The sequence below is a fragment of the Collinsella sp. AM16-21 genome (genome assembly GCF_003471905.1).
In the GTDB taxonomy this organism is placed as follows: Bacteria; Actinomycetota; Coriobacteriia; order Coriobacteriales; family Coriobacteriaceae; genus Collinsella.
This window is the reverse complement of sequence record NZ_QRKJ01000011.1, coordinates 63,453-83,967: the sequence shown is the minus strand read 5'-3', so window position 1 is coordinate 83,967 and position 20,515 is coordinate 63,453. Positions and strand designations below refer to the sequence as shown.

The 20,515-nt window shown below is 61.3% G+C and carries 17 protein-coding genes; 1 reads left to right on the top strand and 16 read right to left on the bottom strand.

Annotated elements, in window-relative coordinates; genetic code table 11:
• From DW180_RS07335 to DW180_RS07290, 10 genes are all read right to left on the bottom strand, one after another.
• Positions 1-320 (bottom strand): transposase (locus DW180_RS07335; RefSeq protein WP_147357386.1); only part of this gene is annotated, 320 nt, incomplete at its 3' end.
• A 550-nt stretch (positions 321-870) separates the two neighbouring features.
• The gene (locus tag DW180_RS07330; RefSeq protein WP_118238217.1) at positions 871-1,590 is read right to left on the bottom strand and encodes a GntR family transcriptional regulator; all 720 of its coding nucleotides are present in this window, start codon (positions 1,588-1,590) and stop codon (positions 871-873) included.
• A gap of 220 nt (positions 1,591-1,810) precedes the next feature.
• A complete protein-coding gene (locus DW180_RS07325; RefSeq protein WP_118238215.1) occupies positions 1,811-2,818 on the bottom strand; it encodes a YitT family protein in 1,008 nt (335 codons plus the stop codon).
• Positions 2,819-3,173: 355 nt separating this feature from the next.
• Entirely contained in the window at positions 3,174-3,803 is a 630-nt protein-coding gene (locus DW180_RS07320; protein ID WP_158570961.1) for an HAD family phosphatase, read from the bottom strand.
• 159 nt (positions 3,804-3,962) lie between these two features.
• Positions 3,963-4,946: an SIS domain-containing protein gene (locus tag DW180_RS07315; protein ID WP_229077274.1), complete on the bottom strand. Its 984-nt coding sequence runs from the start codon at positions 4,944-4,946 to the stop codon at positions 3,963-3,965.
• Between the two features lie 199 nt (positions 4,947-5,145).
• Positions 5,146-5,979 carry a PTS system mannose/fructose/sorbose family transporter subunit IID gene (locus DW180_RS07310; protein ID WP_035136780.1) on the bottom strand — a complete coding sequence of 278 codons (834 nt, stop codon included), beginning with the start codon at positions 5,977-5,979 and terminating at the stop codon, positions 5,146-5,148.
• Between the two features lie 13 nt (positions 5,980-5,992).
• A complete protein-coding gene (locus DW180_RS07305; protein WP_006235136.1) occupies positions 5,993-6,787 on the bottom strand; it encodes a PTS sugar transporter subunit IIC in 795 nt (264 codons plus the stop codon).
• A 36-nt stretch (positions 6,788-6,823) separates the two neighbouring features.
• Positions 6,824-7,747 carry a PTS mannose/fructose/sorbose transporter subunit IIAB gene (locus DW180_RS07300; protein WP_118238211.1) on the bottom strand — a complete coding sequence of 308 codons (924 nt, stop codon included), beginning with the start codon at positions 7,745-7,747 and terminating at the stop codon, positions 6,824-6,826.
• Between the two features lie 182 nt (positions 7,748-7,929).
• Complete coding sequence (locus DW180_RS07295) at positions 7,930-9,012, bottom strand: DMT family transporter (RefSeq protein ID WP_118238209.1); 1,083 nt, start codon at positions 9,010-9,012, stop codon at positions 7,930-7,932.
• Between the two features lie 355 nt (positions 9,013-9,367).
• Positions 9,368-10,360 carry an SIS domain-containing protein gene (locus tag DW180_RS07290; protein ID WP_118238207.1) on the bottom strand — a complete coding sequence of 331 codons (993 nt, stop codon included), beginning with the start codon at positions 10,358-10,360 and terminating at the stop codon, positions 9,368-9,370.
• Between the two features lie 205 nt (positions 10,361-10,565).
• Between DW180_RS07290 and DW180_RS07285 the strand changes: the two genes are divergently transcribed.
• Positions 10,566-11,288 carry a GntR family transcriptional regulator gene (locus DW180_RS07285; protein ID WP_118238206.1) on the top strand — a complete coding sequence of 241 codons (723 nt, stop codon included), beginning with the start codon at positions 10,566-10,568 and terminating at the stop codon, positions 11,286-11,288.
• A 21-nt stretch (positions 11,289-11,309) separates the two neighbouring features.
• Here the strand turns inward: DW180_RS07285 and DW180_RS07280 are convergent, their stop codons facing one another.
• From DW180_RS07280 to DW180_RS07255, 6 genes are all read right to left on the bottom strand, one after another.
• Entirely contained in the window at positions 11,310-11,900 is a 591-nt protein-coding gene (locus tag DW180_RS07280) for a GNAT family N-acetyltransferase (RefSeq protein ID WP_118238204.1), read from the bottom strand.
• A 74-nt stretch (positions 11,901-11,974) separates the two neighbouring features.
• On the bottom strand, positions 11,975-13,000 hold the full coding sequence (locus tag DW180_RS07275) for a low specificity L-threonine aldolase (protein ID WP_118238202.1): 1,026 nt from the start codon (positions 12,998-13,000) through the stop codon (positions 11,975-11,977).
• 45 nt (positions 13,001-13,045) lie between these two features.
• On the bottom strand, positions 13,046-13,909 hold the full coding sequence (locus DW180_RS07270; RefSeq protein ID WP_118238200.1) for a phosphatase PAP2 family protein: 864 nt from the start codon (positions 13,907-13,909) through the stop codon (positions 13,046-13,048).
• 215 nt (positions 13,910-14,124) lie between these two features.
• Entirely contained in the window at positions 14,125-17,757 is a 3,633-nt protein-coding gene (gene mfd / locus DW180_RS07265) for a transcription-repair coupling factor (protein WP_118238198.1), read from the bottom strand.
• Between the two features lie 158 nt (positions 17,758-17,915).
• On the bottom strand, positions 17,916-18,581 hold the full coding sequence (gene nth / locus DW180_RS07260; RefSeq protein WP_118238196.1) for an endonuclease III: 666 nt from the start codon (positions 18,579-18,581) through the stop codon (positions 17,916-17,918).
• A gap of 63 nt (positions 18,582-18,644) precedes the next feature.
• Complete coding sequence (locus tag DW180_RS07255; RefSeq protein WP_118238194.1) at positions 18,645-20,447, bottom strand: ABC transporter ATP-binding protein; 1,803 nt, start codon at positions 20,445-20,447, stop codon at positions 18,645-18,647.
• Positions 20,448-20,515 lie beyond the last annotated feature (68 nt).

Sequence of the window (20,515 nt, the reverse complement as noted above, 5' to 3'; positions counted from 1 at the left end):
GCGTCGCGCTCGTCGGTCTTGGCCTCGCCGGCGAACAGGCCCGCGGCGCGGCTGGCGGCGAGCCCGGGCAGGTGGGCGACCCCGAGCCCCGCGGCGCGGGCCCGCCTCACGGCGAGGGACCCTATGTTGCGGAACTGGTCGACGACGACGAGCGTGCCGGCGGGCGCGGAGGCGAACAGCGCGTCGAGCTCGGCCTCCCTGTTGCGGACGGGGGCGCTGGCCAGCACCTCCCCGTCGCGGTCGACCAGGCAGGCCCAGTGCGATGACTTGCCGACGTCCAGGCCGAGCACGGCCGCGGGCCTGGTGGATGGCGCTTTCACGGTGGTATCCTTCCGGTAGTCGTTCGACCGGATGGCCTCCCCCTCGGCACTCACATTACCAGCCGCGGCACCTGCCCGGCACTTTCCTATCAGCCGTCGGGGGCGGCGCGTCCCGCGCCGGCAGCACCCAACGGGCCCTCTCGGGGGCAGGGATGTTCGGCCGTGCGCGGGCGCCCGGTCGGCGGCCCGTTCTGGGCGCGCCTCAATCGTAGCCCGAGACGGCCCCGGGCTGACAATTTCGACTGTAATGGACGTTCTTGAATGACTAGCCATTTAAGAACGTCCCCAATGACTAAGGAGTGTCCCCAGGTGCCGGCACAAAAGGAACGTCCCCAAGTGCCGGCCCAGCAACGCCGATGTTTTATCTCTTGACAAGCACGGAAACGTCGCTGGTTGAGCATAAGTCAGCGAAAACGCCCCTAAGCGAGCAAGGTGACGTGAAAGAGGAGGGAAGCGTACTTCGGCACGCGACCGACGATTGAACGTCAGATTGCCGCTTAGGAGCGTTTGCAGCGTCGAGCCGTTACGCGGTTTGGTAAAACCGCGTAACTTACATGACCATAACGTAGCGCGATCCCACGTAGTACTGCTTACCCATCAGGACCGGCTCGCCATTGGGGCCGATAAAGCCGGCACGCAGGTTGAGCAGTGGATCGTGCGGAGCGATGCCCAGCTCGGCCGCCTGCTCGGTATTGGCACGAACGGCCTCGACCGTGCGGTAGCCAACCGAGACAATCGGCGTTCCGCCAACGCGCTCGACCTCGGAAAAAATCGACTTGTCCTCAAGATCGGCCGTCAACAGCTCACGGTAGGCGTCAAACGGCACAAAGATGTTCTCCTCAAAAATGGGCTCGCCGTCGGCCGTACGCACGCGCTTGATGTGCAGCAGCAGCGCGTCCTTCTGCAGGCCAAAGAACTCCATCTCGTTTTGACGTGCCGGCACAATCTGGCGATCGACCACATGCGCGCCCGCCTTCATGTCATTATCGGCACACAGCGCGGTAAACGTCTGCAGCGTCGAAGCGTGGAACTGGCGGTTGATGTGCGGCGTGGAGACAAAGGTGCCACGGCCCTGCTGCTTAACCAGGTAGCCATCGGAGCACAGCTCCTCGACGGCGCGGCGCACCGTAATGCGGCTCACGTCGTACTGCTCGGCTAGCTCAAGCTCGGACGGAATACGCTCCTTGGGTGCATAAACACCTTTCTCGATCGCATCCTTGATTTCGTCGTAAATCTGCTGGTAAAGCGGTGCATTTTTGGGCGCAGGCATATCTAATCACTCTTATCGAAATATTAAAATAACTAATACGTATATAACGTCTAGTTTCATGTTACCTCATATTGATAAAACGATACACCCTCCCTACCAAAAAGCGACAGCTTCATTTTGGTAGGTTTTATCTGGGCAAACGAGAGCCTCCCGAAAGCAGCGAGGCTTTCGGGAGGCTCAAGCGGACAGGATTGCGCCAGGCCGGCAAAATGCCAAAACCCTACTTGCCGTCATCCTGCTGCAGGCTATCCTGCTCGCTGAGGCGCGCCTGCCTGCTGGCCATGCGTGCGGGCTTGTCGGGATCGGGAACGGCCGTGGGCATGGGCTCGTCGACATGCCCGCCCCACCAGCCGCCCACAAAGTTGAGCGTGTGGAACACGTTGATCACGGCGCCGGGATCAATGTCACACACCAGCTTGATAATGTCCTGACTCTCGTAGGTCGAAACAACGGCGTGCAGCAGGTACATCTTTTCGCGGCTGTATCCGCCGATGACCTCAGCGCAGCTAATGCCGTGCTGAAAATGGTCAACATAGGCGGTCATGACCTCGTCTGCCTTGCGCGTCGTGATCTGCAGCGTCACGCGGTCGTAACGACGATAGAAACTGTCGATGGTCTTGGTTGAAATAAACTGGAACACGATGGAGTACGCCGCCTTGTCCCAGCCAAACATAAAGCCAAAGATCGCCAGGATAAAGCAGTTAAAGCCAAAGATGACGCCCCAGATGGTCTTGCCCGTGTGGTTGGAAACCCACAGCGCGATAAAGTCGGTGCCGCCGGTGGATGCGCCGGATTTAAGCGCGATGGCAGCGCCCAGACCCGAGACCACGCCGCCAAAAATGATAAGCATGATCTTGTCGCCCAAAAACGGCGCAAAGTGAAAGACGTTGAGAAACAGCGATGAGAGCACGACCTGCATCATCGAGAAGATGACGAAGCGCTTGCTAATGCCGCTCCAACATAGGAGCGCCACGGGGATGTTGAGCGCGAGCATACCGAGCGAGATGTCGATGTGAACGCCGCCGAGCGAGGTAACGCGATCGAGCAGGACCGCGACGCCGGTAAGACCGCTCGGAAGCAGGTCGGCGGGCTGGATGAACGCCTGGATCAGAAATGTCTGGAGAATGGCGGAAATGGTGACCGCCACGGCGGTAATAGCGCGGCGAACGATGGTGAGACGGCCGAGCATGAGCACGCGGTCCGTGAGCTGATCGATGGCGTTCGCCACGTAGGCTCCTTTCGAAGGCAGATGTGGTTGTGGGGCATGCCCGCGATTGTAGCATGGAGCGTACGGGGGCGCTTCAGTTCACCCTTTCTCGACAGCCAAAGCGGGACCAGCAACCCCCACGACCAAAGGCCCAAATTCCAAGTGAGTAGACTTTACGCGACCTGCAGAGCACACCCAAAACCGCCGCCCCTGTGACCTGCGGTTTTACTAGAGCAGATGCACTTTGTGCTCGGCCTGCGCCAAAAAGTCTACTCACTTAGCCCGAATCGAAGCCAAACGGATCAAAATCGAAACCAAATTGAGCCAGTCCACCGCAAAAAACGTTTGAACCCGTGCTTCTCGCGGCGGATTGACACTACAAAGCGGCCAAAATGTCGGACAGGTTGTCGATGACAACGTCGGCGGCGGACTGGTCCAGGTTAACGCCCTCGTGCGGACGCAGCGCCAAGACGCGGGCGCCGGAACGTTTGCCAGCCTCGATCCCCATAGGCGAATCCTCGATAACCAGGCACTCGGCGGGCTCCACCCCCAGCGCCTCCATGGCACGCAGGTAGATCTCGGGGTCGGGCTTAAACGCACTGCACTCGTGGCCGCTGATGGTGTAATCCATCACATCGGCAATGCCAGCGATCTCCACCAGCTCGTCAATCAACTCGCGATAGGACGAGCTCGCAATGGCGCACTTCACGCCGCGCTCGTGCAGCTCGCGCATCACCGGCTCCGTCTGCTCGTTGAGCAGCTCGGCATACGGAACGGGATGGTCCGGGCTATAGACCTGCTTGTACTCAACGCGCAGGCGCTCGCGCAGCTCAACATCGTCGGGCACCAGCGCCTCCCAAATGGCAGGCTCGTTAGACCCCGAAAGATCGGGGATCTCGTCAAAGTGAAAGCCCTTCTCCTCCATAAACGCCACGCGTCGACGGTTGTAGAACCACTCGGTATCGACCAGCACGCCGTCCATGTCAAACAGCACCGCTTTGATCATACGCATCTCCTCCCACCTGCCAAAAAGGGACAGGTTTATTTTGGTAGGTTTTATCTGGGGTTTTGCGACGCGACAGCCGCACCCTCCCCAAAGCAAAAAAGGGATGGGGCGCAAACCCCATCCCCTCTTAATCAACCCGTAAGGTCTACTTACTTGTGATTAGTAGGAAAGCTTCCACATGTAGCGACGCATGGTCAGCGGGTGCTGACGAGCCTCGGCGATCTGGTTGCCGTACTCGCGCATAACGGCGAGGTGCAGCAGCGGGTTGAAGTAGGTGATAACGCTCGCGGGCACGGCGTCAGCCAGGCCGTAGTCCTTGGAGTCGATCAGAGCGACCTTGGCGCCCATGCGCTCAAGGAAGGTGAGGGCGCGGGCGTCCATCGGACGGGTAGCGCCATCGGACATGAAGAAGACGTAGGGCTTACCCTCGGTGGAAACCTCGAACGGGCCGTGGAAGTACTCGCCGGTGTTGTAGGCGGCGGCGTCGATCCACTGCATCTCGGTGAACAGGAAGGCGGCGTGAGAATAGGCCATCTTCTCGGAGGCACCGGAAGCCATGAAGTAGATCATCTTGTCGTCCTTGAAGTCCTCGGCGAACTTCTTGGCGAGCTTCTTGCAGTGCTGAGCGGCGTTCTCGCAGAGATCGAAGACGTTGGTGAGGCCAGTGATCATGTCCTCGTAGTGGTCATAACCCTCGGTCTGCTGAAGGATCTCGAGAGCAAGAGCGATGGCGTAGCCAGGCTTCTCGCACTTGGCAGCGTAGTTGGCGTGGAAGCCGTGGACGATGACGTGGTCGGCGTCGACGGTCAGAGCGGAGCCAGCCTTGTTGGTGAGGGAGACGACCGGGCAGTTGTGCTTCTTGGCGGTCTTGTTGGCCTCGACGGTCTCGGGCGTGGAGCCACCGAGGGAGCAGGTGATCACGAAGGTGTGCTCGTTGACCCAGGAAGGCGTGTCGTAGTTGAACTCGTTGGCGGTGAAGATCTGAACGTTCAGCTTGTCCGTGTTGTTGGCCAGGAAGTACTTGGCGGGGTACAGGTCGGACATGGAAGCACCGCAGCCGACGAAGGCGACGCTGTGGATCTCGTGGTTGGACAGGACGTCAGCGACGATCTGCTTAGGGAGGTTAAGGTCGATCTCGTACATCTGACACATTCCTTTCGATTTTTTGCGGCGCCACATTGCCGGGCGCTCGCAGGGTTACCGTGGTTTGGACCGAGTCGCCGGCCCGTTGAGGATGTGTCAAAGGAACTGTCCCTTTGACACATTTAGGGATGGAAGCCTGCCTGGGGTATGGGATGCCAGGCAGGCCCCCGGGGGAAAGCGGTTAGACGCTTGGTCGCGACTAGGCCAGGATGCCGGCCGCGGAGAGGGCGATGCCGCCCACGATGGCGATCACGAGAAGCCAACCGGTGTTGACGTTCTTCTTGATGAGCCAGTACATAAGGCCGGTGAGGCCAAGGGAGATCATCTGGGGCATCATGCCGTCCAGGATGTCCTGAATCACGACGGTGCCCTCAGCGAACTGCAGCGGGGTGGTGGCGCCGATCAGCGTAGCGATCATGCCACCCACGGACATAAGACCCACGATGCCGCAGACATACATGAGCTTCTCCATGAGGTCGCCGCCCTGAAGCTTGCTCAGGTACTCGTGGCCGCCCTGATAGCCCATCTTGGCTGCGAACCAAGTGATCAGCACAGAGGGGACGATGGAGATGAGCATGGCCAGGATCGGGCCCATGATGGAGCCCTGCTGAGCCAGCTGAACGCCCAGGCCAAAGGCGATGACGCGGATGGTGCCCTGGAAGAAGGAGTCACCGATGCCGGAAAGCGGACCCATGAGGGAGGTCTTGACCGCGTTGATCGAATCGGGATCGAAGTTCTCGGGATCCTTGGCGTACTCCTCCTCCATGGAGGCGGAGAGGCCCAGGATGAAAGCGCTCGTCTGCGGGGTGCAGTTGTAGAACGCCATGTGACGGTGGTAAGCCTCTTTCTTAGCAGCGAGCTGCTTGGGGTCGGACTCATCCGGATAGAGGCGATCGAGCGTGGGAACCATGCCGTAGAGGAAGCCCATGTTCATCTGACGCTCGTAGTTCCAAGAGGCCTGGATGGCCCAGGAGCGCCAGAAGAACTGGCTGACCTTCTTGTTCAGGGACACGTCCTTGGTTGCGGTTGCCATAGTGTGTTCCTCCTTAGTCTTCGTCGTCTTCGAGCGGATCGTAGTCGGAATCGACACCGGCGGCTGCATGGGAACCGTTGAACTTGAAGCCCATGAAGACGACAGCCAGGCACACACCGATCAGAGCGACCGCGATGACGGACAGGTTGAGGTAAGCGGCGAGCAGGAAACCGATGAACAGGAACGGAGTCATACCCTTCTTGATCATCATGGTGAGCAGCAGGGCCAAGCCGTAGGCGGTCATAATCTTGGTCGAAACGTTAAGACCAGTGGACAGCCACTCGGGAACCATGTTGACGATGGCCTGAACCAGGTCGGTGCCAACAAAGACGGCGAGGAAGATCGGCAGGAAGTACATGACGGCGTACAGACCGGAGCCGGCGCAGATGTGCATACGGTAGGCGGTCTTGAACTTTCCGTTATCGATCGCGCTATCTGCCACATGGGTGAGGGCGGCGATGATGGAACGGAACACGATGCCGAGGAGCTGACCCAGGACGGCGACCGGGATGGCGATCGTCATGGCGGTCTCGGCGGAAGCATCGGTCAGGCACGCAAAGGCAGCGGCCACGATGCCGCCCAGGACCATATCGGGCGGAACGGCGGCGCCGACCTGCACCAGGCCCATGGACACGAGCTCGACGGCGGCACCGACGGCAAGGCCGGTGGGCACATCGCCCAGCAGCAGACCGACGAGCGTAGCGCCAACGAGGGGCTGCTCGAAGTTAAGACGACCGAGCAGGCGGGAGTCCCACATGCAGAACACGCCGACGAGGCCGACGAGCACCGCACTGATGAACGTATTCATACCCTTCTCCTTTCAGTCAGGCAAAAGCCTGGTTGATTACAGCTTGGCGTCGATGTCGACGCTCTGATACGTAGGGGTCTGCTGGACGTAGAGCTTGATGCCCATGTCGAGCAGCTGGTTGACGTCGGCCTTCTGGGTGGCGTCGAGGAAGACGGAGCTGTCCTTGCCGCCGACCTGATCGGCACCGTCGTGGTTGGCGGTGGCGCCCAAGTTGATGGCGTCGAGCTTGTAGCCCTGGCAGAACTGCAGCATCTCGGCCGTGTTGCCAAAGACGAACATGACGCGCTCGCCGAGGGTGTTGAGCTTGTCCATCTTGGCGAGGGCACGCTCGACGGTGAAGACGTTCAGGCGCACGCCCTGGGGCTTGGCCAGCTTAAGAGCGCCCTTCTTGATGTCATCGTTGGCGGCAGCGTTGTCGACGACGATGATGCGCTCGGCCTGAACCTTGGTGGTCCAGGTAAAGACGACCTGGCCGTGCAGCAGACGGTAGTCAAGACGTGCGAGGACGATCTTGGCGGGACCGGAGCTGTGACGGGACGCCTTGGCCTTCTTGGCGGGAGCCGCGGCGGCCTCGACCGGTGCGTTGGGGTTGGTCAGACCGGTGCGGGCCTCGTTGATGAGGGCCGCGAGCTCGGCGCCCTTGACGGGGACGGGGCTCATAGCGAGCGTGAGCGCCAGCGGGATGTTGAAACCGCTGATAACCGTGAACTTCGTGCCGTTCTTGGAAAGCTCGACCATGTTGTTGTTGACCGAGCTGCCGAGCATATCGGTCAGCACATAGACGGTGTCGTCCGCGTTGAACGTGGCGATCATAGCCTCAACCTTATTGGTGATGGGCTCCTTGTCGTCACGAGCAAGCGACACGACGTGGACGTTCGACACGTCGCCGAGAACCATCTCGAGCGTGTCTTTGGCGCCTGCGGCCAGGCCGCCATGAGATGCGAGAATGATCTGATTCATCTTGCCTCCTCCTTTTCGTTATGGTCATTATAACGTCTTATACGTTGCTTATATTGCTAATTAGTATAAAGACCGTTCGCGGGTGAAAATCGACCGTTGACGGGTTTAACCTACTTGAAACGTTGGGGCCGGGTAGGCCAGCGCTGGCCTGGCGATACTCGATCAGACGCCTCGCCAATCCCCTATCGCACGAAATACCAGGGGCTTTCCTGCACGGTGGGCTCCAGCGCAATGCCGGTGCGCTCGCGGAACAGATCCATGTCCTGCGATTTCTCCGTCCACCACGCGTTGGGCTTAAAGGTCATGCTCTCAATGACATGACCGACAAACACACTGTTGCGCAGCTTGGAGAAGTCGGTGTTCATAATCAGAATGGACGCGAGCACCAGCACGATGCCCAGGACCTTGATCGCGCCGGCGGGCTCGGCGTAGATGCCAATACCGACCAGAACGGTCGCCACGGTTTCGAACGAAGCCACGACCGGCACCTTCGACGTCTCAAGATCCATCGAAAGGCCCTGCATATAGAAGATGTACGCAAGAGCCGTCGGAATAAAGCCAAAGCCTGCGAACAGCAGGATGAGCTGCGGGGACATTGCCGCGGCTACATCGGACCACGGAGCCGAAAGCACCGCCATAAAGCATCCGCCAAAGACAAAACCCCAAAACGTTACGGCCAGTGGATGGAGCGTCTTGGTAGCCATACGGCTAAACACCGCCAGCAGCGCACCGCAAAGTCCGGCGATCACACCCGACGCGACGCCCCAAGCCGAGAAATGGAAACCAGACAGGTCACCGCTCGTCACCGCGAGCACACAACCCACAATGTTAAAGACGATGGCGACGAGTTTGTTGGAGGTCACGTCCTCGCGATAAAGCACGCGGCCGAGCATGACTCCAAACACCGGCGAGGTGTAGAGCAGCACCGAGGCCGTGGACATGCCCACCTCGCCCATGCACTCGTAATAGCAGGTGTTGGCGACGGCTAAACCGACGATACCGACAAGCGCGCAGGGAACAAGCTCTTTAGGACTTGCCTTGAACAGGGCCATGGGACCCGAGGCTTTTCCCTCACGAGCGCCTCCCTGGCAACCCATAAATGCCAAGACCGGAGCCATTAAGACGGCACCCGACAACAGGCGAAAGGCCGCCATGCTCTGAGACGAAACACCCAGGGCCGATATTCCGTTAACAAAGATTCCGATGGTGCCCCACATAAGCGCGGCGATCAGCACCAGCGCATAGCCCAGATTGCTTTTCTTCAACGCAGCCTCCTCGGTGTTGTTTCCAATATGTTTCGTACTACGTTATAGTCGTTATATACATTTTTCAAGACACAAATCGCCGAACGGAAAAATCTGCTCTACCTAGTCATTGGGGACGTTCTTAAATGACTAGTCGTTGGGGACGCTCCTGAATGACTAGCCATTTAAGAACGTCCCCAACGACTAAAGCGCCGCTGGTTGAGCATAAATCAGCGAGCGGGCTGCATTTGAGGCAAGGTGGCGTGAAACGAAAGGGCGCTGACCTTCTGGTCGCGCCCTTGAAGTTGAACGCCAGATTGACCAAATGCGGCCCGCGCAGCGTCGAGCGGTTACGGCGTTTGGTAAAACGCCGTAACTAATACTCAAGCTTCCACATGTAGCGGCGCGTCATGTAGTCCTTGTGGGTGACGGCAGAGAGCGCGCGCATATACACGTTGTTGAGGATCGGGGCGAAGATCAGGTGGTTGAAGTGCTCGCTCACGCTGTCCTTGATGTCGTTGAGGCCGAGCTCCTTGGCGTCGAGCTGATAGACGCGCTCGCCACCGTACTGGTTGACGAAGCGGATGCCGCGCTCGTCGTTGCAGCGGCTGCGGCCGACGCTGATGAGCTGGAACAGCGAGGTGCGCTTGTCCAGGATCTCGAAGGGGCCGTGGAAGAAGTCACAGGTGTTGATGGTGCAAGAGTCGATCTGCAGCATCTCCTGCACGTTGCAGATGCTAAAGACGTAGGCGGCACCAAAGAGCGGACCCTGGGCCATGACGTTGATGCAGGGCTTGTCGGCGTTCTGCTCGGCCCACTTGGCAGCGAGCGGACGGGTATACTCGACGGCCTTGCGATAGATGGGGTCGACCAAGTCGAACGCGGCCATAGCGGTCTCGTACTCGGCATAGCCCTCGGTCTGCTGCGTAAGCTCCATGGCGATCATGGTCACGACGGCGGAGTTGGTGCGGCCCATGCAGGACTCGTCGACGGCCAGGCTGTCGTACTGGATCTTGTAGTCGCAGACCTCGGTAAGGCCGGACTCGTCAACATAGATGGCGATGGTGCTGGCGCCGTGGTCCTTGGCGACCTGGGCGGCGACGATGGTCTCCTTGGTGCCGCGCATGGACACGACGACGGCCAGGGTGTTCTCGTTGACGTAGGCCGGGGTGGCGTGCACGAACTCGTTGCTGGTGTAGCTGGAGCTCACGACCTGCGTGGCCTCGTGCTCCATAAAGTACTGAGCAGGATAGTTGCCACCGTTGGATCCGCCAGCGCCAATCCACACGACGCGCTTGATGCCGCCCTTGTCTGCCTTGTCAGCCAAAACCTGGGAGACGACGTCCTTAACCTGTTCCTGAGTAGTCATCGTGCATCAGCCTTTCTTCTCGTTTGATGCTCTTGATGGCATACAAGTTACATACATGTTTTGGTTATGTCGACTAGTTGTATGCTATATTTGACTTAGAAATTCTGCTGCTAAGGTTTTCGATTACTCGTTACCAGCGATTTTATTGTTGTGTTGAATACATGCTTGCTTAGTTAAGCATACAAGTTAGATATAGGTTGGCAATATGAGCGTCTCATCTAAAAAGAAACTGAGCCAATACGAACGCTTGGCGGGCACGCTTCGCGACCGCATCGCCGCCGGCATCTACGCACGCGGAGACAAGCTGCCATCCGAGATGGAACTCATGGACGAATCGGGCCTGTCGCGCAGCACCGTGCGCCACGCCCTTAAGGTGCTCGCTGATGAGGGCCTGGTGCGCACCGAGCGCGGGCGTGGCGCCTTTGTGGCCGACACGCCCGCGCTCCACGAGAACAACCTGGTGTTTTCGAGCTATACCAAGCAGGTCGAAGGCCAGGGCATGAAGCCCACCACGCGCACCGTGGACTCGGGCTTTGCCAAGGCGGCCGGCAGCATAGCCAAGTTCTTTGACGCCGCCGTGGGCAGCAAACTCGTCAAACTTGTCCGCCTGCGCTACCTGGACGACGCGCCGCTGTGCTTGGAGACCACCTACCTGCCGCCAAGCTTCGAGACGCTCATCGATCGCGATATCAACGGTTCGCTCTACGCCACGCTGCGCCAGGAATTCCATCGCGCGCCGGCACAGGGGCACAAGACCTTTGAGGTGTGCTATGCCTCGCAAAACGAGGCGTTTTTGCTCAACGTTGGGCGCGGGCAGGCGCTGATCCTAATCACCGACTACGTCTACGACACCGACGGCCGCCCGCTCCACGTCTCCAAGCGCATCCAGCGCACCGACCGCGCCAAATACACCGAGCCCATCGGCTAACCTGCCAAAATAAACCTGTCCCTAAATGGTAGGTTTGGGGAGGTCGGGGAACCAGGTTGGTTTGGGTTGGTTGGGCGTGCGCTCGGCTAGGACCAGCTCCATCCAGCACATGTCGTACCAGCGGCCGAACTTTTGGGCGCAGCGGTCGAAGGCACCCACCAGGCGATACCCCATATGGGCATGGAAGTCCTGGCTGTTGTGCGTCAGGTACTCGTCATCCTTGTCGTGCGGCACGGCGATGAGCGCGCACATGTTGGTGATGCCCATCGCGATCAGGCACTGCTTGAGCGCATCGTGCAGCTTGCGGCCCAGCCCGCCGTGGCGCACGTCGCGCGCCAGGTAGATCGACGTCTCGACCGACCAGTCATAGGCCTCGCGGCTGTTGAGCGGACTCACATAGGCATAACCTACCGGACGCCCGTCCAGCTCCATCACCAGATACGGATAGCGCTTGAGCGTGCGCTCGATGCGCCCGGCGAACTCCTCAACGCTCGGCACCTCGTATTCGCAGGTAATCGCCGTCTGGCGCACATACGGCTCATAGATGGCAAGCAATGCCGGTGCGTCATCGGGCGTCGCCAGGCGAATCGTCGGCTCGGACATCTCGGTCATACAACCCTTCCCCAAAAACAAAGGCCACCCTGCGCCAAACCCAGCGCAAGGCGGCCCCTCATCATTACATCAGGCTACAGGACAGCCGCTAACGCGTCGATGTCCTCCTGCGTCGTAGCCCAGCTGGTGCAAAAACGCACCACGGTGTGGGTCTCGTCGTACTTTTCCCAGTACTCAATCGAAGCATGCTCGCGAATGCACGCCATGTCCTCGTTGGGCAAAATCACAAACTGCTGATTGGTCGGCGTCTCCAAAAAGAACTGGTAGCCGCGCTCGTGCAGCACGCGACGAAGCGCCTGCGCGGTCTCGATCGCCTGGCGGCCAATCTCAAAATACAGGCCGTCGGTAAAGAGCGCCTCAAACTGCACACCCGTCAGGCGGCCCTTGGCCAACAGCGCGCCGTGCTGCTTAATGCGCGGAATGGGATGCGCCGGAGCGTGCATGCCGCAAAACACCACAGCCTCGCCGCAGAGCGCGCCGCACTTGGTGCCGCCGATGTAGAACACGTCGCACAGCTGCGCCAGCTCGGGCAGGGTAATGTCGCACTCATCGGCCGCCAGCGCATAGGCCAAGCGAGCACCGTCCACAAACAGCGGAATCTCGCGCTTCTGGCACACCGCGTGAATCGCCGCGAGCTCGGCCTTGGAGTACAGCGTGCCGTACTCGGTCGACAGGCTCACATACACGGCGCCCGGGAACACCGTGTGCTCGTAGCTCTCGTTTTCGTAGAACACCTGGATATAGTTCTCGAGGTCCTCGGCGTGCATCTTACCCTCGTAGCCGGGGATGGTGAGCACCTTGTGGCCGCCAAACTCGATGGCACCCGCCTCGTGGCAGGCGACGTGGCCGGTCTCAGCGGCAACGACGCCCTCGTAGGGCGCGAGCAGCATGTCGATCACCGTCGCGTTGGCCTGTGTGCCGCCTACCAGGAAAAATACGTCGGCATCGGGCGCCTGGCAGGCCTCGCGGATGAGCTGCTTGGCACGCTCGGTGTGTGCATCGGTACCGTAGCCGGGCTGCGGCTCCATATTGGTGTCGACGAGCGCCTGCAGCACTGCCGGATGTGCGCCGTGGGAATAGTCGTTGTTAAACGCGAGCATGGCAATCCTCTCTAGCCGGGCACGGGCCCGATGATTCAAACGGGGCTATTGTACGCCGTTGGGATAGGCAATGCGCGCGGCAAGGCACTCAAGCGCCAGCACCAGGGCAAAGCCGCAGCTCACGTCGCTCAAAAAATGCGCTCCGATCACGATGCGGCCAAAGGCGACGAGCGCCGCGACCACAACCGCCGCCCAAAAGACCACGCGACGGCGCGACGGTTTTTCCTTAAAGGCCGCCGCGGGAAGCCCGGCGAGCATAAGGCCGATCGCCGCATGCGCGGTGTGCCCGCTCGCGAACGACTTGAACCCGTCCTTGATCACGCCGGCGGCGATATAGGTCCACTTGTCGGGATTGCCGATTACCCACCACGGCTGAAAATTGAGCCCCGGCGTGACCTCGATCACGCGCATGCGCGGGCGCGACCATAACGGCTTAACAATGACGTTGAGGATGATGGCCTGAGCGACCCACACGGCCAGCACCATCAACGCCCAGCGCGTAAGCTCGTCGGGCTCGGTCATGCGCGTGAGGCGGTAGGCGATGAAGTTGGCTGCGATGACCAGCACAAACGTCAGTACCAGCTGAAACGCAATAAGCTTGCCGCCGACGCGCAGCGATCCGATAATCTCGTAGCCGACCAGACCCACGTTGATCAAAACGCCCAGCGCAGCGAGCCACTTGCTCGCCTTGGAATCGGGGCGTGCCGAGCGCGCGAGCATAACGCCCGCGATGCTCGCCGTCAGCTCGAACGGTAGCTCGCCGGCCGCCTCGACAAAGCGACCGTACATGCTGCCGATGTTGAACAGCGCACTCGAGATTTGATAATCGAAGAAGCTGCCCACGCCCAGACAAAGGCACAGGACAACCGCGATAATGGTGACATCTTTCTTATAGATGTATCCGAACATACTTTCCTTTCGGTCGGGCGAAGGGCAGTCAACCTGCAATGTGGGTGAGACGAAGATGGCTTTGTCCCGTAAATACCCTTACAGGTTGAGCATAAGTAAGCGAAAACGTTCCATTTGTGGCAAGGTGGCCCGAAGGAGGAGGGAAGCGTACTTGCGTACGCGACCGACGAGTGAGGGTCAGATTGCCCAAATGGGGCGTTTGCAGCGTCGACCCGTTAGTCGTCGTCGCTGGCACCCAACTGCTGCAGCAGCATGAGGGCGGCTGCCACGGGGCCGGTGCCGTCGTTGGCATCGAGACCGCGACCCAGGCCGCTGCCCGCACCGGCGCCCGCCTTGTAGGGCACCGACAGCTTGCGGCTCTTGGGGAAGTTCACCGCGCCATAGCGAGTCTTAAGCTCATAGGCCACCCTCTTGGGCACGTCAACCCCCAGGAAGGTAATGCGTCCACCGCTGAGCGTGACGCTCTCGAGCCCCAGGCGCTCGCCGCGGATACGGATGCGCGCGCGGTTGAACAGGTTGAGCCCCGCCAACGGCAGCTCGCCATGCGCAGCCTCGGTCTCCTCCTGCACCTCGTCGATACTCTCCAGGTCCTCAGCCGCCGCGAGCTTGCGGTACACGAGCACGCGCTGGTCCACCGCCGGCATGTACTCCTCGGACAAGAAGTAGTCGGCCGGCAGGTTGATGCCCACGCTCGCCGCCTCCACGCCGGCATCGTCGTCGCCGCGCGCCTCGGCCACGGCCTGTCCCAGCATCTGCGTAAACAGGTCAAAGCCCACACTCGACAGGTTGCCGTGCTGCTCGGCGCCCATGAGCGAACCGGCACCGCGGATCTCCAGGTCGCGCATGGCGATGCGCATGCCGCTGCCCAGATCCTGGAACTCTGAAAGTGCAGTCAGGCGTGCCGTGGCCTCCTCGGTGAGCGGCAGCTCGCCGGGGAACATAAAGTACGCGTATGCCTGCGTGGCCGAGCGGCCCACGCGGCCCTTGAGCTGGTAGAGCTGTGCCAGGCCCAGGCGCTGCGAGTCCTCGATGATGAGCGTGTTGGCCGTTGCGTTGTCGATGCCGCTCTCCACGATGGTCGTGGCGATGAGCACGTCGATCTTTTTGGTCGCGAACTCGATCATCACGTCCTCGACCTCGCGCGGGCTCATCTTGCCGTGTGCCACACCCACGCGCGCCTCGGGCGCGGCCTCGCGCACGCGCGCCACGGCATCGTCGATGGTCTTGACGCGGTTGGACACGTAATACACCTGACCGCCGCGGCCCACCTCCAGGCGAATCGCCGCACTCACCACATCGGGGTCGTACTCCCCCACGTGCACGATCACGGGACGGCGCCCGGTCGGCGGCGTGGTGATCAGGCTCATGTCGCGCACGCCGCTCGTGGCCATCTGCATGGTTCGCGGAATAGGGGTTGCCGAGAGCGTGAGCACGTCGATTTGCTCGCGCAGGTTTTTGAGCTGCTCCTTGTGCTGCACGCCAAAGCGCTGCTCCTCGTCGATGATCACCAGGCCCAGGTTCTTGGGGTTCACATCGGCCGAAAGCAGGCGGTGCGTGCCGATGAGCACATCGATCGTGCCCTCGGCAAACGCCTTGAGTGCGCGCTTTTGCTGCGCCGGGGTGCGAAAGCGGCTGAGCACCTCGACCTCAAGGCCAAACGGGGCAAAGCGTTCAAAGAACGTCTCGTAGTGCTGCTGGGCTAGAATGGTCGTGGGGCAGAGCACCATGACCTGGCGACCGGAGTCCACGCACTTAAACGCCGCGCGCAGGGCGACCTCGGTCTTGCCAAAGCCCACGTCTCCGCACAGCAGGCGGTCCATGGGCTTGGGTGCCTCCATGTCCGCCTTAATGTCGGCAATAGCCTCCAGCTGGTCGCGCGTCTCGTCGTAGGGGAAGCTCTGCTCCATCTCGATCTGCTCGGGCGTGTCGGGCGGGCAGGCGATACCGGTAATCGAGGAGCGGCGCGTATACAGATCGACCAGGTCAAACGCCAGCTTTTTGGCGTTCTTGCGCGCCTTGTTGGTGGCACGCGTCCAGTCGGCGGTGTTGAGCCTGGTCAGGCGCGGCTTGTCACCGTCGGGACCAACGTAGCGCGTAATGCGGTCAACCTGCTCCAGCGGCACGTAGAGCTTGTCGCCGTCGGCATATTCCAGCAAAAAGTAGTCGCGCTCCTTGCCGCCCACTTCCTGGCGCGCGATCTCGCTAAAGAGCGCGATGCCGTGAGTGGCGTGCACCACGTAGTCGCCCGGCTTAAACGGGAACGTGATCTGCGTAATGTCCACCTTGCGGCGGCTGCGCGCGCGGTTGGCGTCCATGCGGGCGTTGAGGTCGGCGATCGAGAACACGGCCAGGTTGGCATCGGGCACCACCACGCCCTGCGGCAAGGCGGCATCGACAAAGGTCACGCGTCCGCGCGAGATGGTGGGCACGGCGGCGCCGGCGGCAGCCTGGGCGGCACCTGCCTCGAGCGAGCGGGCGTTGAGCGCGTCGGCCTTGCGTTCGCGAATTGCAGCATGAGCATCCTGGCGGACAGCACGATCGGCAGAATCCGCCGCCGCCACGCGCACACGGTCGCCAATAGCGCCCGCGTTTTCGGGCGCGGCCGTCAGCGACTCCTCAAAGGTAATACCCTCATCGCCAAAGGTGAGCTCCATCGACTCGCGCGCACCGCGGTCGGGGATGGCAAACACGCAGGCATAGCGCTTGCCCACGACCTCCTGGATGCGCTTCATAAAGCGATTGTCCGAGCCCGCGATGGCCGGCTGCTCAATCTTGAGCTCTGCCGTCACCGCACCGCCGGCACGAATCAAGCTCACGTAGTTAAGGCGCTGCTGGGCACCAAAGTCGAGTTGCTGGGCACGCACGTACAGGCCGTCCAGACGGTCGACCCCCGCCTCGCCGGCACGTGCCTCGATATCCTCGTAGGCGCGCAGGCAATCGTCGAACAGCGAGCGCGGCTCGGACAGCACCACGAGCGCCTTGCCGCTCACGTGCGACAACGGGCTCACGGTCTGGCCGTACATCACCGGCAAAAAGCGGTCGAGCTCAGGCGTAACGATGCGCGCGTCTACCATCTCGAGCAGCGCCGCCAACTTGCTGTCGTCCTGGCTGGCGCGGTAGAGCGCCACATGCATGTTGTGGACGGCGTCGTCGGTGAGTGCAAGCTCGCGACAGGGGAAGATCTCGATGCTGTCCTCGTTGCCGATGGTCTGCCCCGTGGAACTCACCATGCGGCGGATGCGATCAATCTCGTCGCCAAAGAACTCAATGCGCACGGGTGCCTTCTCCTGCGCGGGGAACACCTCGACGGTATCACCGTGCACGCGGAACAGGCCGGGCGCGTCGGCGGCACCGGCATTGGTATAGCCCATGCCCACCAGGCGCTGCGGCACCTCGTCAAAAGGGATCTCCTCGCCCACCGCAAAGGTCGTGGACTCCCAGTAGCGGCTCTCGACTGGCGGCACGCAACGCAGCAACGCGCGGGCCGAGGCAACCATAATGCAGTTGTCACCGCGCACGATGCGTCCCAGGGCCTCGCAGCGCTGCGCCACCACGGCATCGTCGGGCGCCTGCTCGCGCCACGGGTAGTCCTTGCGCTCGGGAAAGCGGCACACGTGCGCCAGGCCCACATAGGCGGCCAGGCTGCGCGCGGCGCGATCGGCAGCGTCCTCGCCGCTCACGATATAGACCGTGGGACGCGGACGGCGCGCAAACTGGGCGGCCGCCATAAGCGTGCGACCCGACTGCGACACGGCCAACGTCACGTCCTCGCCGGCATCGAGTCCGGCCTCGACGGTCTGCAGTGCCTCGGCAGTGTAGAGCTGCGCGGCTATACGGTGAATGAGCATGCTGTTCCTCCGGCATCGCAACGCCAAAAGCCCGCCGGGGCAAGCTCGGCGGGTCGTACGTCAAAGATCATTGTTTGTCATGGTAGCGCATGGAGAGGACTCCTGCTCAAGGGCAAACCCGGCCCTGCAAAAAACGCCAGACGAAGATGCATTCCGCCCTACCCCGCTACGCGCACGCTGGGGCACAAATCTGCCAGCGGACACTCGTCGCACTTGGGTTTGCGGGCATCGCAGATTTCGCGACCGAAGGTGATCCACTGATGGTTGACCGACTCCCAATACTCGTGCGGCAAAATCTTGAGCAGATCCTGCTCGGTCTTGAGCGGCTCCTTGGCATGCGTCTTGGGACTCAGCATCAGGCGGTGCGCAATGCGGTTGACGTGCGTATCCACTGCGATGCCTTCCACGATGCCGTACCCCACGTTGAGTACGATGTTCGCCGTCTTGCGCCCCACGCCCGGCAGCTTTACAAGCTCCTTCATGTCGGCCGGTACCTTGCCGCCGTAGTCAGCAACGATCATCTGGGCGGCCTCCACGGCATGCTTGGCCTTACTCTTATAAAAGCCGAGTGACTTAATGGTGTCCGCCACGTCAGCCACGCTCGCCCCGGCCATGGCCTCGGGCGTGGGCCACTGGGCAAACAGCCGCGGCGTCACCTTGTTGACCTGCGCGTCGGTCGTTTGCGCCGAGAGTAGCACCGCGATCAGCAGGCGGAAGGGATTCTCGTGGTCCAAAAAGCACTCGACCGGGCCATAGCGACGGTTGAGGCGCTCGCACACCTCGATGGCGCGCTCGCGCTTGGCGGCATTGGTCTCGCGTGGCATAACGACTCCTCAGCTCAACGGCACAATAAACTTATGGGCACAATTGTCCCACGTCCGAGACGCTTACGCCTCCAAGAATGCGCCGGTCTGACGGCTCCACAGGCTCGCGTACTCGCCACCCGCCTCGACGAGCTGCGCATGCGTGCCGTCCTCGACAATCTCACCATCGGCCAGCACCACAATGCGGTCGAGCGCCGCCACGGTGGACAGGCGGTGCGCCACCACAATGGAGGTGCGCCCGCGCATCAGGTTTTCGAGCGCCTCCTGCACCAGCGCCTCGGACTCGCTGTCCAGGGCAGAGGTCGCCTCGTCGAGCACTAGAATCGGCGCGTCGGTGAGGATGGCGCGGGCGATAGCCACGCGCTGACGCTGGCCGCCCGAGAGCTTGACGCCGCGCTCACCCACCATGGTGTCAAAGCCACGGGGCAATCGGTCGATAAACTCCAGGGCATTGGCCAGGCGCGCGGCCTCGCGAATCTGCTCATCAGTGGCGTTGGGACGACCGTAGGCAATGTTTTCGCGAATGGAGCGGTGGAACAGCAGCGCCTCCTGCGGCACGTAGGCAACCTGGCGGCGCAGGCTTTGCTGCGTGCAGCGCGAGACATCCTGACCGTCCACGAGCACGCGGCCGCCCTGGACATCGTCCAGGCGCAGCAGCAGCTTGGTGAGCGTCGTCTTACCCGAGCCCGATTTGCCCACCAGGCCCACGCGCTGGCCCGCCGCCACATGAAGTGTCAGGTCATCGAACACGTTCTCGCCCGCCGCAGCGTCACGGTACGCAAAGCTCAGGTGCTCAAAATCAATCGCGCCCTCGGTTACTTTGAGCTCAGGGGCGTCCGGGTCGTCTGCCACCAAACGTGGCTCGTCCAGCACGCGCGTCATCTCGGCCGCATCGCCCAGCGCGCGGTTGATGCGCTGCATCATGGAACTCACGTAGTTCAGGCGCATGGTGAGGTTATAGGTGTAGGTAAAAATCATGACGAGCGAGCCGGCCGAGATGCCAAACCACGCGTTGCCGCCCGCCACGAACGCACTCACCACGGCCATGGTGATGACGATAAGGCCCGAGGTCGTAAAGTTGCGCTGCATCATGGCGTGCATCGAGACCGTCTCGGCGTCGCGCGCGGCACGATCGGCGGCGTCGAACAGATCGCGTTCGAAGTCCTCGCGTCCGCAGGTCTTGACGGCCAAGATGTTCGTGACCGCGTCGGAGAGCACGCCCGAGAGCTTGTTCTGTGCGGCGGACGTCGCGGCCGAAAGCGGCATGATGCGCTTGTACATAAGCCAGACAAACGCAATGTAGACGACCATGATGCCCACCAGGATCACGGTAAACGTCGGTACCACCGGGGCGAGTGCGGCCACGGTGCAGATGACCGAGGTGATGGTGGGGATGAGCGAATACACCGTCACGTCGACCAGACCCGTGTAGCCGCTCATAAAACGGCTTGTCTGGCTCACAAGCGATCCGCCAAAGCGGCTGGTATGGAATGTCATGGATTGGTTGGAGAGCGTGTCGAAGCACAGGCGCGCCAGGTGGTAGTTGCCTGCGATCTCGAGCTTGTAGACGGTGTAGTCCTGCAGCTTGGAGAGGATCTGACCCACCAGGTTAACGAGTACGAGCGCCAGGATATAGGGGCCGAAGACCTCGAATACTTGATCGCCCGCCACGGGGCCGGCCTGGACGCGGTCGACGATGAGGGCCATCACGTAGGTGTTGGCAAACGTGAGCAAAAAGATGTAGCCCGCCGACGAGAGCACCGAGAGAAAGACAATCAGCGGCTGCGTGCGCGTGACACCCCAAAACCGCTGCAGCGTGCGGCGCACGGTGGAGCGGCTGAGCGGACTGGTGCTTCTCTGAGACATGGGCTTCCTTTCGCATCTGATAGGGCGAAACGCCATTGTTGCACATTGAAGCGCACTTCAGGCAAGCA

Coding starts and splice junctions, on each gene's coding strand:
- DW180_RS07330 (WP_118238217.1), bottom strand. CDS start 1,590: ATGCCTGCGCCCAAAAATGCACCGCTTTACCAGCAGATTTACGACGAA.
- DW180_RS07320 (WP_158570961.1), bottom strand. CDS start 3,803: ATGATCAAAGCGGTGCTGTTTGACATGGACGGCGTGCTGGTCGATACC.
- DW180_RS07315 (WP_229077274.1), bottom strand. CDS start 4,946: ATGTACGAGATCGACCTTAACCTCCCTAAGCAGATCGTCGCTGACGTC.
- DW180_RS07310 (WP_035136780.1), bottom strand. CDS start 5,979: ATGGCAACCGCAACCAAGGACGTGTCCCTGAACAAGAAGGTCAGCCAG.
- DW180_RS07305 (WP_006235136.1), bottom strand. CDS start 6,787: ATGAATACGTTCATCAGTGCGGTGCTCGTCGGCCTCGTCGGCGTGTTC.
- DW180_RS07300 (WP_118238211.1), bottom strand. CDS start 7,747: ATGAATCAGATCATTCTCGCATCTCATGGCGGCCTGGCCGCAGGCGCC.
- DW180_RS07290 (WP_118238207.1), bottom strand. CDS start 10,360: ATGACTACTCAGGAACAGGTTAAGGACGTCGTCTCCCAGGTTTTGGCT.
- DW180_RS07285 (WP_118238206.1), top strand. CDS start 10,566: ATGAGCGTCTCATCTAAAAAGAAACTGAGCCAATACGAACGCTTGGCG.
- DW180_RS07280 (WP_118238204.1), bottom strand. CDS start 11,900: ATGACCGAGATGTCCGAGCCGACGATTCGCCTGGCGACGCCCGATGAC.
- DW180_RS07275 (WP_118238202.1), bottom strand. CDS start 13,000: ATGCTCGCGTTTAACAACGACTATTCCCACGGCGCACATCCGGCAGTG.
- DW180_RS07270 (WP_118238200.1), bottom strand. CDS start 13,909: ATGTTCGGATACATCTATAAGAAAGATGTCACCATTATCGCGGTTGTC.
- mfd (WP_118238198.1), bottom strand. CDS start 17,757: ATGCTCATTCACCGTATAGCCGCGCAGCTCTACACTGCCGAGGCACTG.
- nth (WP_118238196.1), bottom strand. CDS start 18,581: ATGCCACGCGAGACCAATGCCGCCAAGCGCGAGCGCGCCATCGAGGTG.
- DW180_RS07255 (WP_118238194.1), bottom strand. CDS start 20,447: ATGTCTCAGAGAAGCACCAGTCCGCTCAGCCGCTCCACCGTGCGCCGC.